At 59.1% G+C, this 16,222-nt stretch carries 20 protein-coding genes and 1 riboswitch; of the genes, 7 read left to right on the forward strand and 13 right to left on the reverse strand.

Features of this window, described 5'->3' with window-relative positions; genetic code table 11:
* Nucleotides 1-2: 2 nt before the first annotated feature.
* The 3 genes from EOK75_RS07825 to EOK75_RS07835 are packed head-to-tail and all read left to right on the forward strand — an operon-like array spanning nt 3 to nt 3,127.
* Nucleotides 3-1,256: an NAD(P)/FAD-dependent oxidoreductase gene (locus EOK75_RS07825; protein ID WP_137193394.1), complete on the forward strand. Its 1,254-nt coding sequence runs from the start codon at nt 3-5 to the stop codon at nt 1,254-1,256.
* Nucleotides 1,257-1,297: 41 nt separating this feature from the next.
* Nucleotides 1,298-2,185, forward strand: coding sequence for an MBL fold metallo-hydrolase (locus tag EOK75_RS07830; RefSeq protein WP_137193395.1), 888 nt, complete (start codon nt 1,298-1,300; stop codon nt 2,183-2,185).
* A 3-nt stretch (nt 2,186-2,188) separates the two neighbouring features.
* Entirely contained in the window at nt 2,189-3,127 is a 939-nt protein-coding gene (locus tag EOK75_RS07835; protein ID WP_137193396.1) for an MBL fold metallo-hydrolase, read from the forward strand.
* A 44-nt stretch (nt 3,128-3,171) separates the two neighbouring features.
* Here EOK75_RS07835 and EOK75_RS07840 read toward each other — a convergent pair whose 3' ends face one another.
* The 4 genes from EOK75_RS07840 to EOK75_RS07855 form a co-directional block, all read right to left on the reverse strand.
* Nucleotides 3,172-3,615, reverse strand: coding sequence for a 6,7-dimethyl-8-ribityllumazine synthase (locus tag EOK75_RS07840; RefSeq protein ID WP_137193398.1), 444 nt, complete (start codon nt 3,613-3,615; stop codon nt 3,172-3,174).
* Between the two features lie 63 nt (nt 3,616-3,678).
* Nucleotides 3,679-3,804, reverse strand: a riboswitch (FMN riboswitch).
* Between the two features lie 45 nt (nt 3,805-3,849).
* Complete coding sequence (locus EOK75_RS07845) at nt 3,850-4,497, reverse strand: pseudouridine synthase (RefSeq protein WP_137193400.1); 648 nt, start codon at nt 4,495-4,497, stop codon at nt 3,850-3,852.
* Nucleotides 4,498-4,540: 43 nt separating this feature from the next.
* Nucleotides 4,541-4,996: a GAF domain-containing protein gene (locus tag EOK75_RS07850; RefSeq protein ID WP_137193402.1), complete on the reverse strand. Its 456-nt coding sequence runs from the start codon at nt 4,994-4,996 to the stop codon at nt 4,541-4,543.
* 23 nt (nt 4,997-5,019) lie between these two features.
* Nucleotides 5,020-6,192, reverse strand: coding sequence for a thiolase family protein (locus EOK75_RS07855; RefSeq protein ID WP_137193404.1), 1,173 nt, complete (start codon nt 6,190-6,192; stop codon nt 5,020-5,022).
* 88 nt (nt 6,193-6,280) lie between these two features.
* On the opposite strand from EOK75_RS07855, the gene EOK75_RS07860 reads away from it, so the two are divergent.
* The 3 genes from EOK75_RS07860 to EOK75_RS07870 all read left to right on the forward strand — a co-directional run bounded on the left by EOK75_RS07860 (nt 6,281) and on the right by EOK75_RS07870 (nt 8,721).
* The gene (locus EOK75_RS07860) at nt 6,281-6,616 is read left to right on the forward strand and encodes an STAS domain-containing protein (RefSeq protein WP_137193406.1); all 336 of its coding nucleotides are present in this window, start codon (nt 6,281-6,283) and stop codon (nt 6,614-6,616) included.
* 39 nt (nt 6,617-6,655) lie between these two features.
* Nucleotides 6,656-7,072 carry an ATP-binding protein gene (locus EOK75_RS07865; RefSeq protein WP_137193408.1) on the forward strand — a complete coding sequence of 139 codons (417 nt, stop codon included), beginning with the start codon at nt 6,656-6,658 and terminating at the stop codon, nt 7,070-7,072.
* Between the two features lie 71 nt (nt 7,073-7,143).
* Nucleotides 7,144-8,721 (forward strand): gamma-glutamyltransferase family protein, encoded by a 1,578-nt coding sequence (locus EOK75_RS07870; protein WP_137193409.1) that lies wholly within the window; start codon nt 7,144-7,146, stop codon nt 8,719-8,721.
* A 25-nt stretch (nt 8,722-8,746) separates the two neighbouring features.
* Here the strand turns inward: EOK75_RS07870 and aroC are convergent, their stop codons facing one another.
* From aroC to pyk, 6 genes are all read right to left on the reverse strand, one after another.
* Entirely contained in the window at nt 8,747-9,847 is a 1,101-nt protein-coding gene (aroC, locus tag EOK75_RS07875) for a chorismate synthase (protein WP_137193412.1), read from the reverse strand.
* The gene (pheS, locus tag EOK75_RS07880; RefSeq protein ID WP_137193413.1) at nt 9,844-10,920 is read right to left on the reverse strand and encodes a phenylalanine--tRNA ligase subunit alpha; all 1,077 of its coding nucleotides are present in this window, start codon (nt 10,918-10,920) and stop codon (nt 9,844-9,846) included. Before pheS ends, aroC begins: the two co-directional genes overlap by 4 nt.
* 130 nt (nt 10,921-11,050) lie before the next feature.
* Entirely contained in the window at nt 11,051-11,440 is a 390-nt protein-coding gene (rplT, locus tag EOK75_RS07885; RefSeq protein WP_137193415.1) for a 50S ribosomal protein L20, read from the reverse strand.
* Between the two features lie 12 nt (nt 11,441-11,452).
* A complete protein-coding gene (rpmI, locus tag EOK75_RS07890; RefSeq protein WP_137193417.1) occupies nt 11,453-11,653 on the reverse strand; it encodes a 50S ribosomal protein L35 in 201 nt (66 codons plus the stop codon).
* A 114-nt stretch (nt 11,654-11,767) separates the two neighbouring features.
* Entirely contained in the window at nt 11,768-11,992 is a 225-nt protein-coding gene (locus EOK75_RS07895; protein ID WP_137193419.1) for a hypothetical protein, read from the reverse strand.
* 24 nt (nt 11,993-12,016) lie between these two features.
* A complete protein-coding gene (gene pyk, locus EOK75_RS07900; RefSeq protein ID WP_137193420.1) occupies nt 12,017-13,465 on the reverse strand; it encodes a pyruvate kinase in 1,449 nt (482 codons plus the stop codon).
* 110 nt (nt 13,466-13,575) lie between these two features.
* Between pyk and EOK75_RS07905 the strand changes: the two genes are divergently transcribed.
* On the forward strand, nt 13,576-13,881 hold the full coding sequence (locus EOK75_RS07905; RefSeq protein WP_137193422.1) for a DUF1244 domain-containing protein: 306 nt from the start codon (nt 13,576-13,578) through the stop codon (nt 13,879-13,881).
* Nucleotides 13,882-13,914: 33 nt separating this feature from the next.
* Here the strand turns inward: EOK75_RS07905 and EOK75_RS07910 are convergent, their stop codons facing one another.
* Genes EOK75_RS07910 through EOK75_RS07920 form a run of 3 tightly spaced genes read right to left on the reverse strand, consistent with a single transcriptional unit; the run spans nt 13,915 to nt 16,207 of the window.
* Nucleotides 13,915-15,048: a CaiB/BaiF CoA transferase family protein gene (locus EOK75_RS07910; RefSeq protein WP_137193424.1), complete on the reverse strand. Its 1,134-nt coding sequence runs from the start codon at nt 15,046-15,048 to the stop codon at nt 13,915-13,917.
* Nucleotides 15,049-15,050: 2 nt separating this feature from the next.
* The gene (locus EOK75_RS07915; RefSeq protein WP_137193426.1) at nt 15,051-15,668 is read right to left on the reverse strand and encodes a DsbA family protein; all 618 of its coding nucleotides are present in this window, start codon (nt 15,666-15,668) and stop codon (nt 15,051-15,053) included.
* Complete coding sequence (locus EOK75_RS07920) at nt 15,665-16,207, reverse strand: DUF721 domain-containing protein (RefSeq protein ID WP_240793948.1); 543 nt, start codon at nt 16,205-16,207, stop codon at nt 15,665-15,667. The genes EOK75_RS07915 and EOK75_RS07920 overlap by 4 nt, the downstream gene beginning before the upstream one ends.
* Between the last annotated feature and the right edge of the window lie 15 nt (nt 16,208-16,222).

A 16,222-nucleotide genomic window follows, 5' to 3' on the forward strand; every position in this document is an offset into this window, starting at 1 on the left:
TGATGGCACTGAACAGACGGCAATTCATTGGCACACTGACAGCAACCCTCACCGCCCCGATGGTTGTCGCCCAAACCCGCCCGCGTGTCGTCATCATCGGCGGGGGTGCCGGCGGGGCTACGATCGCGCGCTACTTGGCCAAGGACAGCAAGGGCGCGCTGGATGTGGTGTTGGTGGAGCCGACGCGCAAATATTACACCTGTTTTTTCTCCAACCTCTATCTGGGCGGGTTCCGCGAATATGAAAGCCTTGGCCACAGCTATGGCACATTGGCTGCGGAGTATGGCGTCAACGTGGTACATGATCTTGCGACCGGCGTGGATCGGGATGCCAAGACGGTCACGCTCGGCTCGGGGGTGGTTGTGCCCTATGACCGTTTGGTCCTGTCGCCCGGCATTGATTTTATCGAAGGCTCGGTTCCCGGCTGGTCGCTGGCGGCGCAAAACGCCATGCCCCATGCCTATAAAGGTGGCAGCCAGACACAGCTTTTAAAGGCCCAACTGGCCGCGATGCCCGAGGGCGGCACCTTTGCCATGGTCGCACCGCCCAACCCCTACCGCTGCCCGCCCGGCCCTTATGAGCGGGTCTCGATGGTCGCGCATCATCTGAAGTCCCACAATCCGACGGCCAAGATCCTGATCCTCGACCCCAAGGAGGGCTACTCCAAACAGGCGTTGTTCGAGGAGGGCTGGGACAAGCACTACCCCGGCATGATCACCCGTATCGGTCCCGATATGGGCGGTAATATGCTAGAGGTGCGGCCCGACGCGATGGAGTTTGTGGTCGACGGGGAGGTTGAAAAAGTCGATGTCTGCAACGTTATCCCCGCACAGCGCGCGGGCAATATTGCCAGCCTTGCGAATGTGACCGAAGGCGGTTGGGCACCTGTCCATGCCGACAGCATGCTGTCAAAAATGGATAAGAATATCTATGTTCTGGGCGACGCCACCAATCAGGGGGATATGCCGAAATCGGCCTTTTCTGCCAATTCGCAGGCCAAGGTCGCGGCCAATCATATCCGCGGCGCGCTGACCGGATCAAAGGTATTTCCGGCGAAATACTCCAACACCTGCTGGTCACTGATCGCACACGAGGACGGTGTGAAGGTGGGTGCCAGCTATGAGCCGACGCCCGAAAAAATCGCCTCCGTGCAAGGCTTCATCAGCCAGCGGGGCGAGGATAGCGCCCTGCGCAAAGCAACCTATGAGGAAAGCCTTGGCTGGTATGCGGGTATCACCGCCGACATGTTCGGCTAGTCGCCGCGTGCTGCCATCCCATCTGCTGAAAAGGACCCCCTATGAAACGACGTGACTTTCTGGCGCTTTCCGCCGCCGCCCTTGCCTTGCCGCGCGCAGGCTTTGCCGCGACCGAGATGACCTTGCCCGATGCAAAGCTGACGATGCTGTCGGATGGCAAGCTGACCCTGCCGGGCGATTTCGTGCTGGGCGGTTTGGACGCGGCAGAAGCGGCGATGATCCGCCAAAAGTTCGGCCTTGATCCCGACAGCTACACACCGCCCTGCAACCTCACGCTCTATCAAGATGGCACGCGCAATGTGTTGTTTGATGTGGGTGCGGGCCCCGATTTCATGCCCTCGGCAGGCAAGCTGGATGCGGCGCTGGATGCGGTCGGGCTGACGCATGATGACATCACCCATGTGGTTTTCACCCATGCACATCCCGACCACCTGTGGGGGCTTTTGGATGATTTTGACGACCCGAAATTTGCCAATGCCGAATATCTGATTGGCCGCGCCGAGTTTGACTATTGGCTGAACCCGAATACCGTCCATACCATCGGTGATGCCCGCGCCAGCTTTGCCGTTGGGGCCGCCCGCAGGCTGGGAAGTATCGCGGAGCAGTTGCAGTTTATCGAGGATGGCGCCGAACCCCTGCCCGGTATTACCGCACGTCTGACCCCCGGCCACACACCCGGCCATATGGCCTTTGTTCTTGGCGGTAAGGTGCTGGTGACGGGGGATGCCATCTCCAACAACCATCTGGCGTTTCTGCGCCCCGATGCGCCTTCGCCGTCGGATCAAGACCCCGATCTGGCGGCCACAACACGGGTCGCGCTGCTGGATCAGATCACCGCGGACGAGCTTGCCATCGCGGGGTTCCACCTGCCCGGCGGCTTGGGCCATGCCACCCGTGAGGGCGACAGCTACACCTATATCGAAGGATAAATCATGCGCTATCTTGCCCTTTTCCTGCTTGCGACACCCGTCTTTGCCTCCGAGGATATTCCCGATCAATACCCGCAATCGGTACTTTATTCCAAACCGGTCGAGGTGATCCCCCATGTGTTTTCCGCCATCGGGGCCACCGCACCGCCCACCTATGAAAACGCGGGCCATAACAACAACCTGTCCTTTATCGTTACCGGCGACGGCGTGGTCGTGGTCAATTCCGGCGCGTCATTTCTTTTGGCCAAGGCCCTGCATGATGAGATCAAAACCGTCACAGATCAGCCCGTCAAACTGGTGATCAATGAAAACGGCCAAGGCCACGCCATGCTGGGCAATAACTACTGGATCGATCAGGGCGTTCCGGTTCTGGCGCATGCCGAGGCCGCCGCCGAATTTACCGATACTGCCGGGCAATCAATGGCCGGCCTTCAGGCCTATGCGCTGGAAAATGCCGAAGGGACCGTCCCGATGGGGCCGACAGAGACCTTCACCGACCGCCGCGACATCACCATGGGGGATTTCAAGATCGAGGTGCTCCACCTTGGCCCAGCACATTCCGCCGGTGATATTCAGGTATGGCTGCCCGAACAGGGCCTGATGATCGCGGGCGATATCGCCTTTCACGAGCGCATGCCGCCGATTTTCCAAGGCACCTGCACAAGCTGCTGGATCGAGACATGGGAAGGCCCGCTGACCGATCTGTCGCCGACCTATATCATCCCCGGCCATGGCCATCCGACCAACTTTGCCCAAGTCACCCGTTATACCCGTGATTATCTAGTGCATCTACGTTCGGTGATCGGTGCCCATATCGACAATGGTGGCGACCTTACGGATGCCTATTACGTTGACCAATCCGCCTATCGCCATCTGGATACGTTTGAGGAGCTGGCCACCAAAAACGCGGGCGTTGTCTATGAGGAAATGGAATTCGAATAGGTGGTCGCGCCCCCCGATTTACACCGTAACGGGGGGCGGTCCGATCAACCGTTCAAATCAATCGCCGCAACAGCCAGCACTGCCTGCGCGGCCTCGGCACCTTTTTTGACAAAGTGCTGGGTGAAGAAAATGATATGTTCATCCGTGGGTTGGAAATGATGCGGCGTCAAAGAGACCGAGAACACAGGCACGCCCGTTTCTAACTGCACATCCATCAACCCGTTGACCACAGCGGCGGCGACAAAATCATGCCGGTAGATGCCACCATCCACCACCAAAGCCGCACAAACCACGGCGTCATACCCGCCCTTTTGCGCCAGACGTTTTGCCAATAGCGGCATCTCAAACGCGCCGGGCACATCATAGGGCACAATATCGGCGGCTTGCCCTGCGGCCTTCATTTCATCGGTAAACCCCGTCAGCGCTTGATCGACGATGCCAGCGTGCCAACGTGCCTTGATAAAAGCGATTTTCAATTTTTTAGTCATAGGAACCTTCCTTTTACATGTCAGGCCCCCAAGGCGCGACCGGGGCGGTAAAACCACCCCAACCGTTGTTCCTTCCATCCGGACTATACCGTCGGCTCCGGAATCTCACCGGATCTGCTGACCCCTTCGAAAAGGGCGCTCGCGGGCTATACCGCCGGTGGGGAATCTCACCCCGCCCCGAGAACATCGTGAACTTAGAATCAAGCAATCCGGCATGCAAGATTGCTTGGGCATCTAAAACGGGCAGGGCGCAGAGAAATTCATCGCAGCACTGGTTTCGGGGTGGCGGATCTTCAGGCTGTCGGCATGAAGCATCAAACGCGGGAAATCAGCCGCAGCACCTGTCGCATAAAGCGGGTCGCCCAAGATCGGGTGCCCTATCGCCTGCATATGCACCCGCAGCTGATGGCTACGGCCGGTTTGCGGGGTCAGCTTCATCCGGGTTTCGCCATTGCCACGTTTCAGCACCCGCCAATCGGTGATCGACGGCTTTCCGGTCTCAAAATTCACATGCTGGCGCGGGCGGTTGGGCCAATCCACGATCAGGGGCAGGTCGACGCGGCCGGTATCCTCGGGCACCTCACCCCATACACGTGCAAGATAGATTTTCTTGGTCAGGCGTTTTTCGAACTGCTGGCCCAAAAACCCCTGCGCCGCTTTGCTCCGCCCGAAAATCATCACGCCGGATGTATCAAGATCCAGCCGGTGTACCAGCAAGATATCGGGATAAACCTCACGCAGCCGACCTATCAAACAGTCCTGCCGATCATCCCCCCGCCCCGGCACCGACAAAAGCCCCGAGGGCTTATCCGCCACCACGATGTGTTCATCCGCGAACAGCACGGAAAGCGGGGTGTCGGGGGGGGTGTAGATAAATCTCATGTGGGCCTGTTATCGCAGCGATGCTCTGTGGGCAATCACACGCTTAGGCTGCCGCCTCAAAAAGCCGCGCCATCAGCTTGGTCAGCGCGTCCACATCGGTTTGGGTAAAGGCGTCAGGCGTGTTGCTATCAAGATCCAACACCCCCAGCAACCTGCCCGCGCCGTTCCACACCGGCAAGACCAGCTCTGACCTTGTCGACGACGCGCAGGCGATGTGGCCGGGGAACGCCTCTACATCCGGGACAAGCTGTGCTTGCCCCAAGCGCGCCGCCGCCCCGCACACCCCCTTTGAAAACGGGATAACAAGGCAGCCGTGACCGCCTTGATAGGGGCCGACCTTCAAGACCTCCGGTTCCGTCACACGGTAAAATCCCGTCCAGTCAGACATCTCATGCGCATGGTGCAATTCGCACGCAATGGTGGCCATCAGTGAAACGGCATCGGTTTCGCCGTGGCACAGGGAGGTCAGCGTTTTCGTCAGCTCGGTGTAATCAGGCATCGGGGTTTTCCTGTTGTTGGGGTTTAAGGGCGTTCAATCGCGATGGCCGTGCCCTCACCCCCGCCGATGCAGATCGCCGCGATCCCGCGTTTGAGGCCGCGGTGTTCCATCGCATGAAGCAAGGTCACGATGATCCGCGCACCCGAGGCCCCGATAGGATGACCCAATGCACAGGCACCGCCGTTCACATTGACCTTGTCATGCGGGATATCCAGCTCACGCATAAAGGCCATAGGGACAACGGCAAAGGCCTCATTCACCTCCCACAGATCAACACTTTCCACGCCCCATCCCAAGGATTTCAACAGCTTGCGCGCAGCAGGCACCGGCGCTGTGGGGAAATCACAAGGGGCATGTGCATGGCTGGCATGGCCGCGAATATAGGCGCGAACTGGCAGGGAATGTGCCTGTGCCGCGTCTTCCGATGCAATCAAAAGCGCCGCCGCCCCATCCGAGATAGAGGACGAATTGGCCGCCGTCACCGTCCCGTCCTTGCGAAATGCGGGCTTTAGCGTCGGGATCTTTTCGGGGCGGGCCTTGCTTGGCTGCTCATCCGTGCTGATGGTGGTGTCGCCCTTGCGGGTGGTCACGGTAAAGGGCGCAATCTCGGCGGTCAGCGCGCCCGAATTCTGCGCCTCCAGCGCGCGGCTCAGCGAGGCCAGCGCATAGGCATCCTGATCCTCGCGGCTGAACCCGAAAGCCTGCGCGCAATCCTCAGCAAAGGTGCCCATCAGGCGGCCCTTGTCATAGGCATCCTCCAACCCGTCAAGGAACATATGGTCAAGCGAGGTGGTGTGCCCCAGCCGCGCACCGCTGCGCATTTTGGGCAAAAGATAGGGGGACTCTGTCATGCTTTCCATGCCGCCGGCCACCATGACCTGCATCTGTCCCAGCGCAATCTGATCATGCGCCACCATCGCCGCCTTCATCCCCGAGCCGCACATTTTGTTCAGCGTCGTCGCCGGAACCGCATCGGATAACCCCGCCGCAAAGCCTGCCTGCCGCGCGGGGGCCTGCCCCTGACCCGCCGGCAAAACACAGCCCATCAGTAGCTCCTCAACCAAGGCCGGATCCGCTTGTCCAAGAGCGGCACGAATGGCAGCCCCGCCCAATTGCGCGGCCGGCACGCCGGAAAAAACGCCCTGAAACCCGCCCATCGCGGTGCGCGCAGCACCTGCTATAACAACTTTATGCATTTCCACCCTCTAAACGAAATTTAGTTACCGAATGCTAACCACTCACAACTTACGCTGCCAAGAGGCAATTTGTGAAGGAGCCGTTTAGATGAACATAACCGCCGACGCCCATGATGACTTGATCGTTGTCACCGTAAGCGAAGACCGGATCGATGCTGCCTGCGCCATTCAGTTCAAAGAACGTATGCGTGAGTTGACGCAATCCCCCTCCTCACGCGTGATCCTTGACCTCTCCTCTGTGGCATTTCTGGACAGCTCCGGCCTTGGTGCCGTGGTTGCAGTGATGAAATTGCTGGGCCCTGACCGTAAACTGGAACTTTCTGGCCTGACGCCAACAGTGGCCAAAGTCTTTCGCCTGACACGTATGGACACAGTGTTTACAATTCACCCCAGTTTGCCCGACGAGCTTCAACAAGCCGGCTAATGTAGGAAACCCAGCTTTTGCCTAAACGACAAGGAAGTCATGAAATTGGTGTTTGAAAGTAATTTGGATGCTGTCCGCACCGGACTAGCTGATTTGCTTGCCAGCGATGCCCTTTGTGCAATGGAACAGGACGCACGTGGCGCGGCGGAAATCGTCTTGGCAGAGGTGTTCAACAATGTCGTCGAACATGCCTACGCCACCAGTCAGGGCAAGATAGAAGTGTGTCTGAAGGACCATCCCGAGGGCGTTTTGGTGACCGTCACCGACAGCGGCATCCCCTTCCCGCAGCAACAATTGCCGCAAGGTCTGCTCCCCGAGGTTAAGTCATCGGACGATCTGCCCGAGGGAGGGTTTGGCTGGTACCTGATCCGCTCTCAAGTTCGGCATCTGGCCTATCGGCGAGAGGGTAAGACCAACCATCTGACATTTTGCCTGCCATATAAAGCCGCGCATTAACGGCTGCACCTTGCACAGGCCGCTACATTCAGCTTTCATAGCTGAATGAGGTTGCTCGCTGGAGGATAGTAATGCGCGATTTTCAAATGCCCGGACGTTCTGCCGTATATGCTGCGAACGGGATGTGCGCCACATCACACCCTTTGGCGGCCGGTGCCGCGATCGATATTCTAAAGGCCGGTGGCAACGCCATGGATGCCGCGATTGCCGGCGCTGTCCTTCTTGGCTTTTGTGAGCCGCAGATGACCGGCTTGGGCGGGGATTGCTTTGTGCTGTTCAAACCGGCGGGAGGCGAAACCGTTCACGCGATGAACGGGTCGGGCCGTGCGCCATTGGGACTGAATGCCGATGCTCTGCGCGCCCGTGGCCTGACCGCGATGCCGCTTTATAGCGTAGAAGCCGTCACCCTACCCGGTGCTGTTGATGCCTTTTGCCAGCTTTCCGCCGATTGGGGCCGTATCGGGCTGGCAGATACCCTCGCCCCGGCCATCCACTATGCCGAAGAGGGCGTTCCCGTCGCCCCGCGTGTCGCCAAGGATTGGGCAGAAGCCGAACATTTGCTGCAAGGGCGCGCCCGCGAAACCCTGCTTTTGAATGGCAAGGCCCTGACGCTGGGCCAAACCTTCCGCGCGCCGGGCCAGGCCGAGGCGCTGCGCCGCGTTGCCGCCCAAGGCCGCGCCGGATTTTATGAAGGTGAGGTGGCACAAGATATGGTCGAATCGCTGCGCGCCCTCGGTGGTACGCACACGCTTGATGATTTTGCTGCCACCAAATGCGCCTATGTCGATCCAATCTCTGGCCCGTACAAAACCGTGGAGTTGTTGGAACATCCGCCAAACGGTCAGGGTGCAACGGCGGTTTTGCTTCTCAATATCCTCTCGCATTTCGACATCGCCGCGATGGACCCGCTAGGCGCCGACCGCGCCCATATTGAAGCCGAGGCGACCAAGCTTGCATATGATGCGCGCAACCGCTTTTTGGCCGACCCGGACCATACCACAAGGCTGTCCCATATGCTGGCCCCCGAAACAGCCATGAAGTTGGCCGCCCTTATTGATCCAAAACGAGCCATGCCCGCCGCCGCCCCGCTGACGGAATCGGTGCATAAGGATACAATCTATATCACCGTGGTGGATAAGGATCGCATGGCGGTTTCATTGATCTATTCCGTCTATCACAGCTTCGGGGCCTGCCTTGCCAGCGACCGTTTCGGCATCAATTTCCAGAACCGCGGCGCAGGCTTTACGCTGGAAAAAGGCCACCCGAATGAGGCCGCTGGCGGCAAGCGCCCCATGCACACCATCATCCCCGGCATGATTGCCGAAGGGGGGCGCATAACTGTGCCCTTTGGCGTGATGGGCGGGGCTTATCAGCCCACCGGCCACGCACGCTTCGTCTCGAACACCGTTGATTTCGGGATGGATCTGCAAAGCGCAATGGATGCCCCACGCTGCTTTTCCGGCGTAGACGGTATGGAGGTGGAGCGGGGCTACGCTGACACGGTTCGCGCCGATCTGGCGGCACGTGGCCATAATGTCATCGCGCCAAAGGTTCCGCTTGGCGGCTCTCAGGCGATCAAACTTCATGCGGATGGCCTGCTTGAAGGGGCATCTGACCCACGCAAAGACGGTTGCGCCTTGGGATATTAGCACCGGCGAGGGGGCAAATGCCCCCTTAGCCGATCTGCCCGCGCTGGCCACCGGTCTGGCCGCGGTCCATCAGGAAATGGTCCAGCAAAACACAAGCCATCATCGCCTCACCCACCGGAACGGCGCGAATACCAACGCAAGGATCATGGCGACCTTTGGTGATCAATTCCACCTCTTCACCGGCGATCGTGATCGTTCGGCGCGGTGTCAAAATCGAAGATGTCGGCTTGACCGAGAAACGGACCACCACATCTTGTCCCGTAGAGATCCCGCCCAAGATGCCCCCCGCATGGTTGGAGGAAAACTCCGGCCCGTCCGGCCCCATGCGGATCTCATCGGCATTGTCCACGCCGGTTAGGCACGCGGCGTCCATGCCTTCGCCAATCTCAACGCCCTTAACGGCATTGATCGACATCATCGCAGCCGCCAGATCAGTATCCAGCTTGGCATAAATCGGCGCGCCAAGGCCGGGCACCATGCCGCGCGCCGTCACCTCGATCACTGCACCAACAGAATTATGGCTGCGGCGCAACCCGTCCAGATATTCCGCCCAATCGCTTGCGGCCTGAACATCCGGCACCCAAAACGGGTTTTCCGGGATTTGGTCCCAGTCAAACTGCGCGCGGTCAATCTTGTGCGGGCCCATCTGCACCATATAGCCGGTTATGCGCAACCCCGGCACCAAGGCACGCAACGCAGCCCGCGCCACGCCACCCGCCGCCACCCTTGCCGCTGTTTCCCGCGCCGAGGACCGCCCGCCGCCACGCGGATCGCGCAGCCCGTATTTCTGATGATACGAAATATCGGCATGACCGGGGCGGAACTTTTGCAAGATATCGCCGTAATCCTTGGACCGTTGATCGGTATTCTCGATCATCAGCTGGATCGGCGTTCCGGTCGTGCGCCCTTCATAGACCCCTGACAAAATCCGCACCTGATCGGCCTCTTGCCGTTGCGTGGTGAACTTGTTTTGGCCGGGCTTGCGCTTGTCCAACCACGGCTGAATATCGGCCTCGGTCAAGGGCACGCCGGGGGGGCAGCCATCAACAGTGGCACCCAAGGCCGGCCCGTGGCTTTCGCCCCAGGTTGTCACACGAAACAGATGGCCAAAGGTGTTAAAGCTCATGCCACGCCGCCCGCCAATTCCGGCACATTCAACGCGGAAAAGCCGTAGTGCCGCAACCAGCGCAGGTCGGATTCAAAGAACGCGCGCAGGTCGGGGATGCCGTATTTCAGCATCGCCAACCGGTCGATCCCCATGCCAAAGGCAAAGCCCTGCCATTCGTCAGGGTCCACCCCTGCCGCGCGCAAAACCTTGGGATGCACCATGCCAGAGCCGAGAACCTCCATCCATCCGTCGCCTTCACCGATGCGCAACTGGCCGTTAACCCATGAACACTGGATATCGACCTCTGCCGAAGGCTCGGTGAATGGGAAATGCGAAGCGCGGAAACGGGTTTGGACCGGCTTGCCGAAAAAGGCGGAAAAGAACTCTTCCAACACCCATTTCAGGTTGGCCATCGAAATATCCTTGCCGATCACCAAACCTTCGACCTGATGGAACATCGGCGAATGGGTCTGATCCATATCCATCCGGTACACACGGCCGGGGCAAATGATGCGGATCGGCGCACCCTGATCCAGCATAGAGCGGATCTGCACAGGGCTGGTATGGGTCCGCAAAACATGGGGCGGGCGATCATCGCCCTCGGCACGGTTCATGAAGAAGGTATCATGTTCCTGCCGCGCGGGGTGTTCCGGCGGGATGTTGAGCGCGTCAAAGTTATACCAATCCGATTCCACCTGCGGCCCTTCGGCCACGGCAAAGCCCATATCGGCGAAAATCGCGGTCAGTTCCTCGGTCACTTGGGAAACGGGGTGGATGGTGCCCGCAGGGCGCGGGCGCGCCGGCATGGTCACATCCAGCCATTCCGTGCGCAGCCGTGCATCAAGGGCGGCATCGGTCATCGCGGCTTTTTTCGCACGAAGGGCGGCGTCAATTTCGTCCTTCAGGGCGTTCAGTGCGGCACCGAAAGTGCTGCGATCCTCAGGCGACATGCCGCCCAGCTCACGCATTTTCAGGCTTATCTCACCCTTTTTGCCCAAGGCGGCAAGGCGCACCTCTTCCAGCGCCGCCTCATCCGCGGCCTGCCCTACGGCGGTCAGGTATTTACCCTTCAGATCATCAAGCGCGCTCATCGTCAGCCTCCGAAATTCTTTGCGTTGTTGCTAGCGATGCAGGCCCCCAAATGCAAGACTGCCCCCCGCGCAATAAAAAAGGCCCCGCGGTTTTAAACCAGCAGGGCCTTTCAAAATCGTGTCGCTTTGATCAAGCAGCGGCTTTAGCAGCTTCCGACTTGTCAAACGCGGCCTTGGCGGATGCTGCGATGGCGTTGAACGCCTCCGGCTCATGCACTGCCAGATCGGCCAGAACTTTGCGGTCCACCTCGATACCCGACAGCATCAAACCATTGATGAAACGGGAATAAGTGAACTGGGCATCAAACAAACGCACAGCAGCGTTGATCCGCTGGATCCACAGGGCGCGGAAGTTGCGCTTGCGGTTCTTACGGTCGCGTGTGGCGTATTGGTTGGCTTTATCGACCGCCTGCGTTGCAGTGCGGAAGTTCGTGCTGCGCGCGGCATAATAGCCTTTGGCAGCTTTGATCACCTTACGGTGACGGGCGTGGGTAACGACGCCAGATTTTACGCGGGACATCTTTGGCTCTCCTTACCGGTTATACGGCATGTATTTTTTAACGAGTTTCGCATCCGCATCACACAGGATCATAGTCCCGGCGGTGTCGCGGATGAATTTCGTTGTACGTTTAATCATGCCGTGGCGCTTGCCGGCGGGGCCGGCCTTTACCTTACCGGTTGCGGTGAAGCTGAAGCGCTTCTTGGCCGCAGATTTGGTTTTCATCTTGGGCATTTCCATCTCCTTGATTGAGCGGTTAACACGCGACTCGGCATGCCACTTATGGCCGGTCACGCAGTAATAGAGCGGCGGATATAGGCCGGACAGGCCCCGAACGCAAGCCAAAACCTATCGAAAGTAGCGGCCAATCACATTGTAGAACACATCCGGAATATTAGTGACAGAATAGCCACCATCATTGATCTGAACAGCCCCAAAGACCAAGCCCACGGAAACCAACGCTAAAATCGCCGCGACCCGCGGCGGGCGACTTTCTGCAAAGGCTGCAAGCAGTGATGGAATGGCAAGCAGGCCGATCACAAAGCCAACCACCAATATCAGATCGGGGTCCATGCTGCCTCCACCAAATTGCGGGCGTTATTCAGACTCGGATGAGTAGATCAACCGTTCATCACAAGGTGCCACCCGCAAGATATTGGTGGTGCCCGGAACGTTGAATGGCACACCGGCGGTGACCACGATCTGCTCTGCCTCTTTGGCGAAACCAGCGCTGCGTGCGGCACGAACAGCTGCCAAAACAGCCCCTTTAAAGCGGCCCTGCGGCTCGGTGATGACGCAATGCGCGCCCCAAGTCATGGTCAGACGGCGCGCAGTACGCACCAAGGGCGTCAGCGCAATGATCGGCGTGCGCGGGCGTTCACGGGCCACAAGGCTTGCCGTGGTGCCCGACTGGGTAAAGCAGCAGATCGCTTTGATATCCGTCGTTTCCGCGATTTCACGTGCGGCGGATACAATCGCATCGGCCACGGTGGTCTTATGCGCCTTGCGGCTCGACTCGATCACTTCGCGGTAAAGCTTGTCGGATTCGACGCTGATCGCCACGTTGTTCATCGTGGTTACAGCCTCAACCGGATATTGCCCCGCCGCTGATTCCGCCGAGAGCATAACCGCATCGGCACCCTCATAAATCGCAGTCGCCACATCCGAGACTTCGGCGCGGGTCGGCACCGGCGATTCGATCATCGATTCCAGCATCTGCGTGGCCACGATCACCGGCTTGGCCGCCGCGCGCGCACCACGCACAAGACGTTTTTGGATCGGCGGCACGGCATGAACCGGCAGCTCCACACCCAAATCACCGCGCGCAACCATGATCCCGTCAGACACCGCCAAAATCGAATCGTAAGATTTCACGGCAGCAGGCTTTTCGATCTTGGACAGGATCGCGGCACGACCCCGTGCCAGTTCCCGCGCTTCCAAAACATCCTCGGCGCGCTGAACAAAGGACAGCGCCAGCCAGTCCACGCCCATCTCACAGGCAAATTCCAGATCGGCGCGGTCTTTTTCGGACAGCGCGGCCAAGGGCAGCAACACATCCGGCACGTTCACGCCCTTGCGGTTGGAAATCACACCGCCCACCACAACGGTGCAATTTGCGTGATCCTTGCCACAGCTATCCACCGTCAACTTGATCTTGCCATCATTGACCAACAGCGTCGAGCCCGGCTCCAGCGCAAGAAAAATCTCGGGGTGCGGCAGGTTTACGCGGTTCACATCGCCGGGCGTATCATCCAGATCCATGCGGAAGGATGCGCCCTCGACCAGCTCCTCACCGCCCTCTTTGGCAAAGACACCGACGCGCAGCTTTGGCCCCTGAAGATCGGCCAACACACAGATCGGACGACCAACATCGGCCTCGATCTTGCGGATGATGTCATAGCGCGCACGCTGTTCGTCATGTGTGCCATGGCTCATGTTCAGGCGGAAAACATCTGCCCCCGCCTCGAACAAAGCGCGAATGGTCTCATAGGTGGAGGAGGATGGGCCAAGCGTAGCCACGATCTTTACATTGCGAAGACGTCTCATGCGTGCCACGTTCCTGTCGGTTGAATTGAATACAATGGGCCACCCCCTTTATGGCGGAAATATCTGCCTTGGGCAACGGCTCAATGATAGCGCAAACAAAAGGGAATAAGATGGACAAATCTACCCGCACCGAGCTGGAGGCAGCCGCTTTTCGCCGCCTGATGGAACATCTGCTGGAAAAACGGCCAGAGGTGCAAAACATCGATATGATGAATCTGGCCGGATTTTGTCGCAACTGTCTGTCGCGTTGGTATCAAGAGGCCGCGAACGACCGCGGGATCGAGATGGACAAGGCCACCGCGCGCGAGATCGTTTACGGGATGCCCTATGAAGAATGGCGCGACATGCACCAAACCCCCGCCGATGCGGAAAAGCAGGCGGCTTTCACATCGGCCTTTAAGGACAATGTCGGCTAATCCACTGCGGACATCCCAACGCTGGGCGAAAGATCAACCTTCGCCTAGTATCTCTGCCTGATGCTCACCCAGTTTGGGGGCGGGGCGGTCCAGTGCAAGATCGGTGCCGACGAAGGTCATGGGCGAACGCACGCCCTTTAGCCCCTCCGGCGAAATCTGCAATCCGCGTGCGACCACCTGCGGATCGGCAAAGACCTCTGCCAGATCGTTGATCGGGCCGGCAGGTACGCCAGCTGCCTCACATGCCGCCAAAAGATCTTCTTTGCTGCGCTGCTTGGTGGCGCGGGTCAGCGCCTCGGTCAGGGCGACGCGGTTGGCAACACGGTCGGCGTTGGTGGCAAATTCCGGCGCGGTGCCCATCGCTTGCATCCCCAAAAGGTCACACAAACGGCGGTACTGCCCGTCATTACCGGTGGCGATAATAATCCACCCGTCGGCACAATCGAACACAGCATAGGGCGCAAGGTTCGGGTGGGCATTGCCCATCTTTGTCGGCGGCGTTCCCGTGGTCAGATAGTTCATCGCCTGATTGGCCATAACGCTTGTCGCAACATCAAAAAGCGCCATGTCGATATGCTGGCCCAGCCCCGTGGTTCTGCGCTGATGCACCGCCGCCAAAACGGCCGTTGCCGCATAGATGCCGGTGAAAATATCCGTCACCGCCAGCCCGACCTTTTGCGGCTGGCCATCCGGCTCACCCGTAACCGACATCAGGCCGGACATGCCCTGAATGATGAAATCATAGCCCGCACGATGCGCATAAGGCCCGGTTTGCCCGAACCCGGTGATAGAGCAATAGATCAGCTTGGGGTTCACCTTTGCCAGGCTTGCATAATCAAGCCCGTATTTCGCCAAACCGCCAACCTTGAAATTCTCGATCACCACATCGGCATCGGCCACAAGCTTGCGCACGGCCTCTTGCCCCTCGGGCGTACGGAAATCCACCGTAACAGAGCGTTTTCCACGGTTCGTCGCATGGAAATAAGCGGCAGAGCGGTCCCCCTCCCGCTCCACAAAAGGAGGGCCCCAGCGGCGGGTATCATCGCCTTCGGGGGCCTCTACCTTGATCACATCCGCGCCCAGATCGGCAAGGGTCTGACCGGCCCAAGGGCCTGCCAAAATCCGCGCCAGCTCAATCACTTTCAATCCATTCAGCGGAGCTGTCATATCTATTTCGCCAGTTCAGCGTCAAGAAGCGCCTTAAGGTCGGCATAGTTCATATTGCCATGCTTGGTCCCGTTCAGCACCAATGACGGGGTGGAGTTGATGTCATCAGCCTCGGTATCGGCCTGATATTTATTCACCATCGCCTGCGCCATCGCGCCATCATTCATGCAGGCATCAAGCGCCGCGTCTTCCAGACCGGCGGTCCGGCCAAGGCGGCGCAGGTTTTCCACCACTGTCGCCGGATCATCGGATGCGGCCCATTCATGCACCGTGTTGAACAAGATATCCTGAATGCCGAAATAGCGCATCTCGCCACCGCAACGCGCCACCATAGCGGCCCAAAGGCCATAGCGGTCAAAATACACCTCGCGGAACACGAATTTGATCTTGCCGGTGTCGATGTAATCGCGCTTCAATTCTTTGAAAACGGTCGCGTGGAATGTCGCGCAATGCGGGCAGGTATAAGAGGCGTATTCGGTCAGAACCACTTTCGCATCGGGATTGCCCAAGACCATATCCGGCACTTCGGGCAAATCGGCATCAGCGGTCTGTGCCCAGCTTGGCGCGGCGGTGGTTGCCAACAAGGCAGCCAAGGCGATGGAAAATTCTCTGCGGTTCATGATCTGCCTCTCTGTGATTTGGCACGAGATAAGAAGTTTTGAGTCAAAGTTTCAAGTGCTTCGCGCAACGCGTTATCGTGAACACCCGTAGCGACCCGGCTTGCCTCGGCCTGAATTGCGGGATCGGGGGCGGGTTTCGGGGCCGGCGCATGGGTGAAACTGGCCTGCCCTTCGGCAAAACCCGTGGGCGCGGTTTGTGTCAGGCTGATCCGTGAAATCGCGGCATAGCCATAACAGGCATTCACCTTTTCCTTGATCGCGGGCAATTGCATCTGCACCATCGGCGCATTCACCGAGGTCGTCAGAAGGGTAAGAGAGGCCCCCATGCCGCCCTTGCCATGGCCGATTTTCACAGGGCGGGTGATGGCCGCCAGATCGGGGCCGACAACCTCTGCCCAAGCCGTCAAAAGCCGGGTCACCGCAAAACCGCGCGCCTCACCTGCCGTCCGGATCCGCTCTTTCAGCAGGCCAGAGGCCGCCTCAAACCCGCGCATCCGACGGGATCTTCCCTGAAACTGCCCGCTCTTCGCCTGCTTCATCTGGTCATTCCCCTC

It is taken from the genome of Pseudorhodobacter turbinis (genome assembly GCF_005234135.1).
Lineage (GTDB): Bacteria > Pseudomonadota > Alphaproteobacteria > Rhodobacterales > Rhodobacteraceae > Pseudorhodobacter > Pseudorhodobacter turbinis.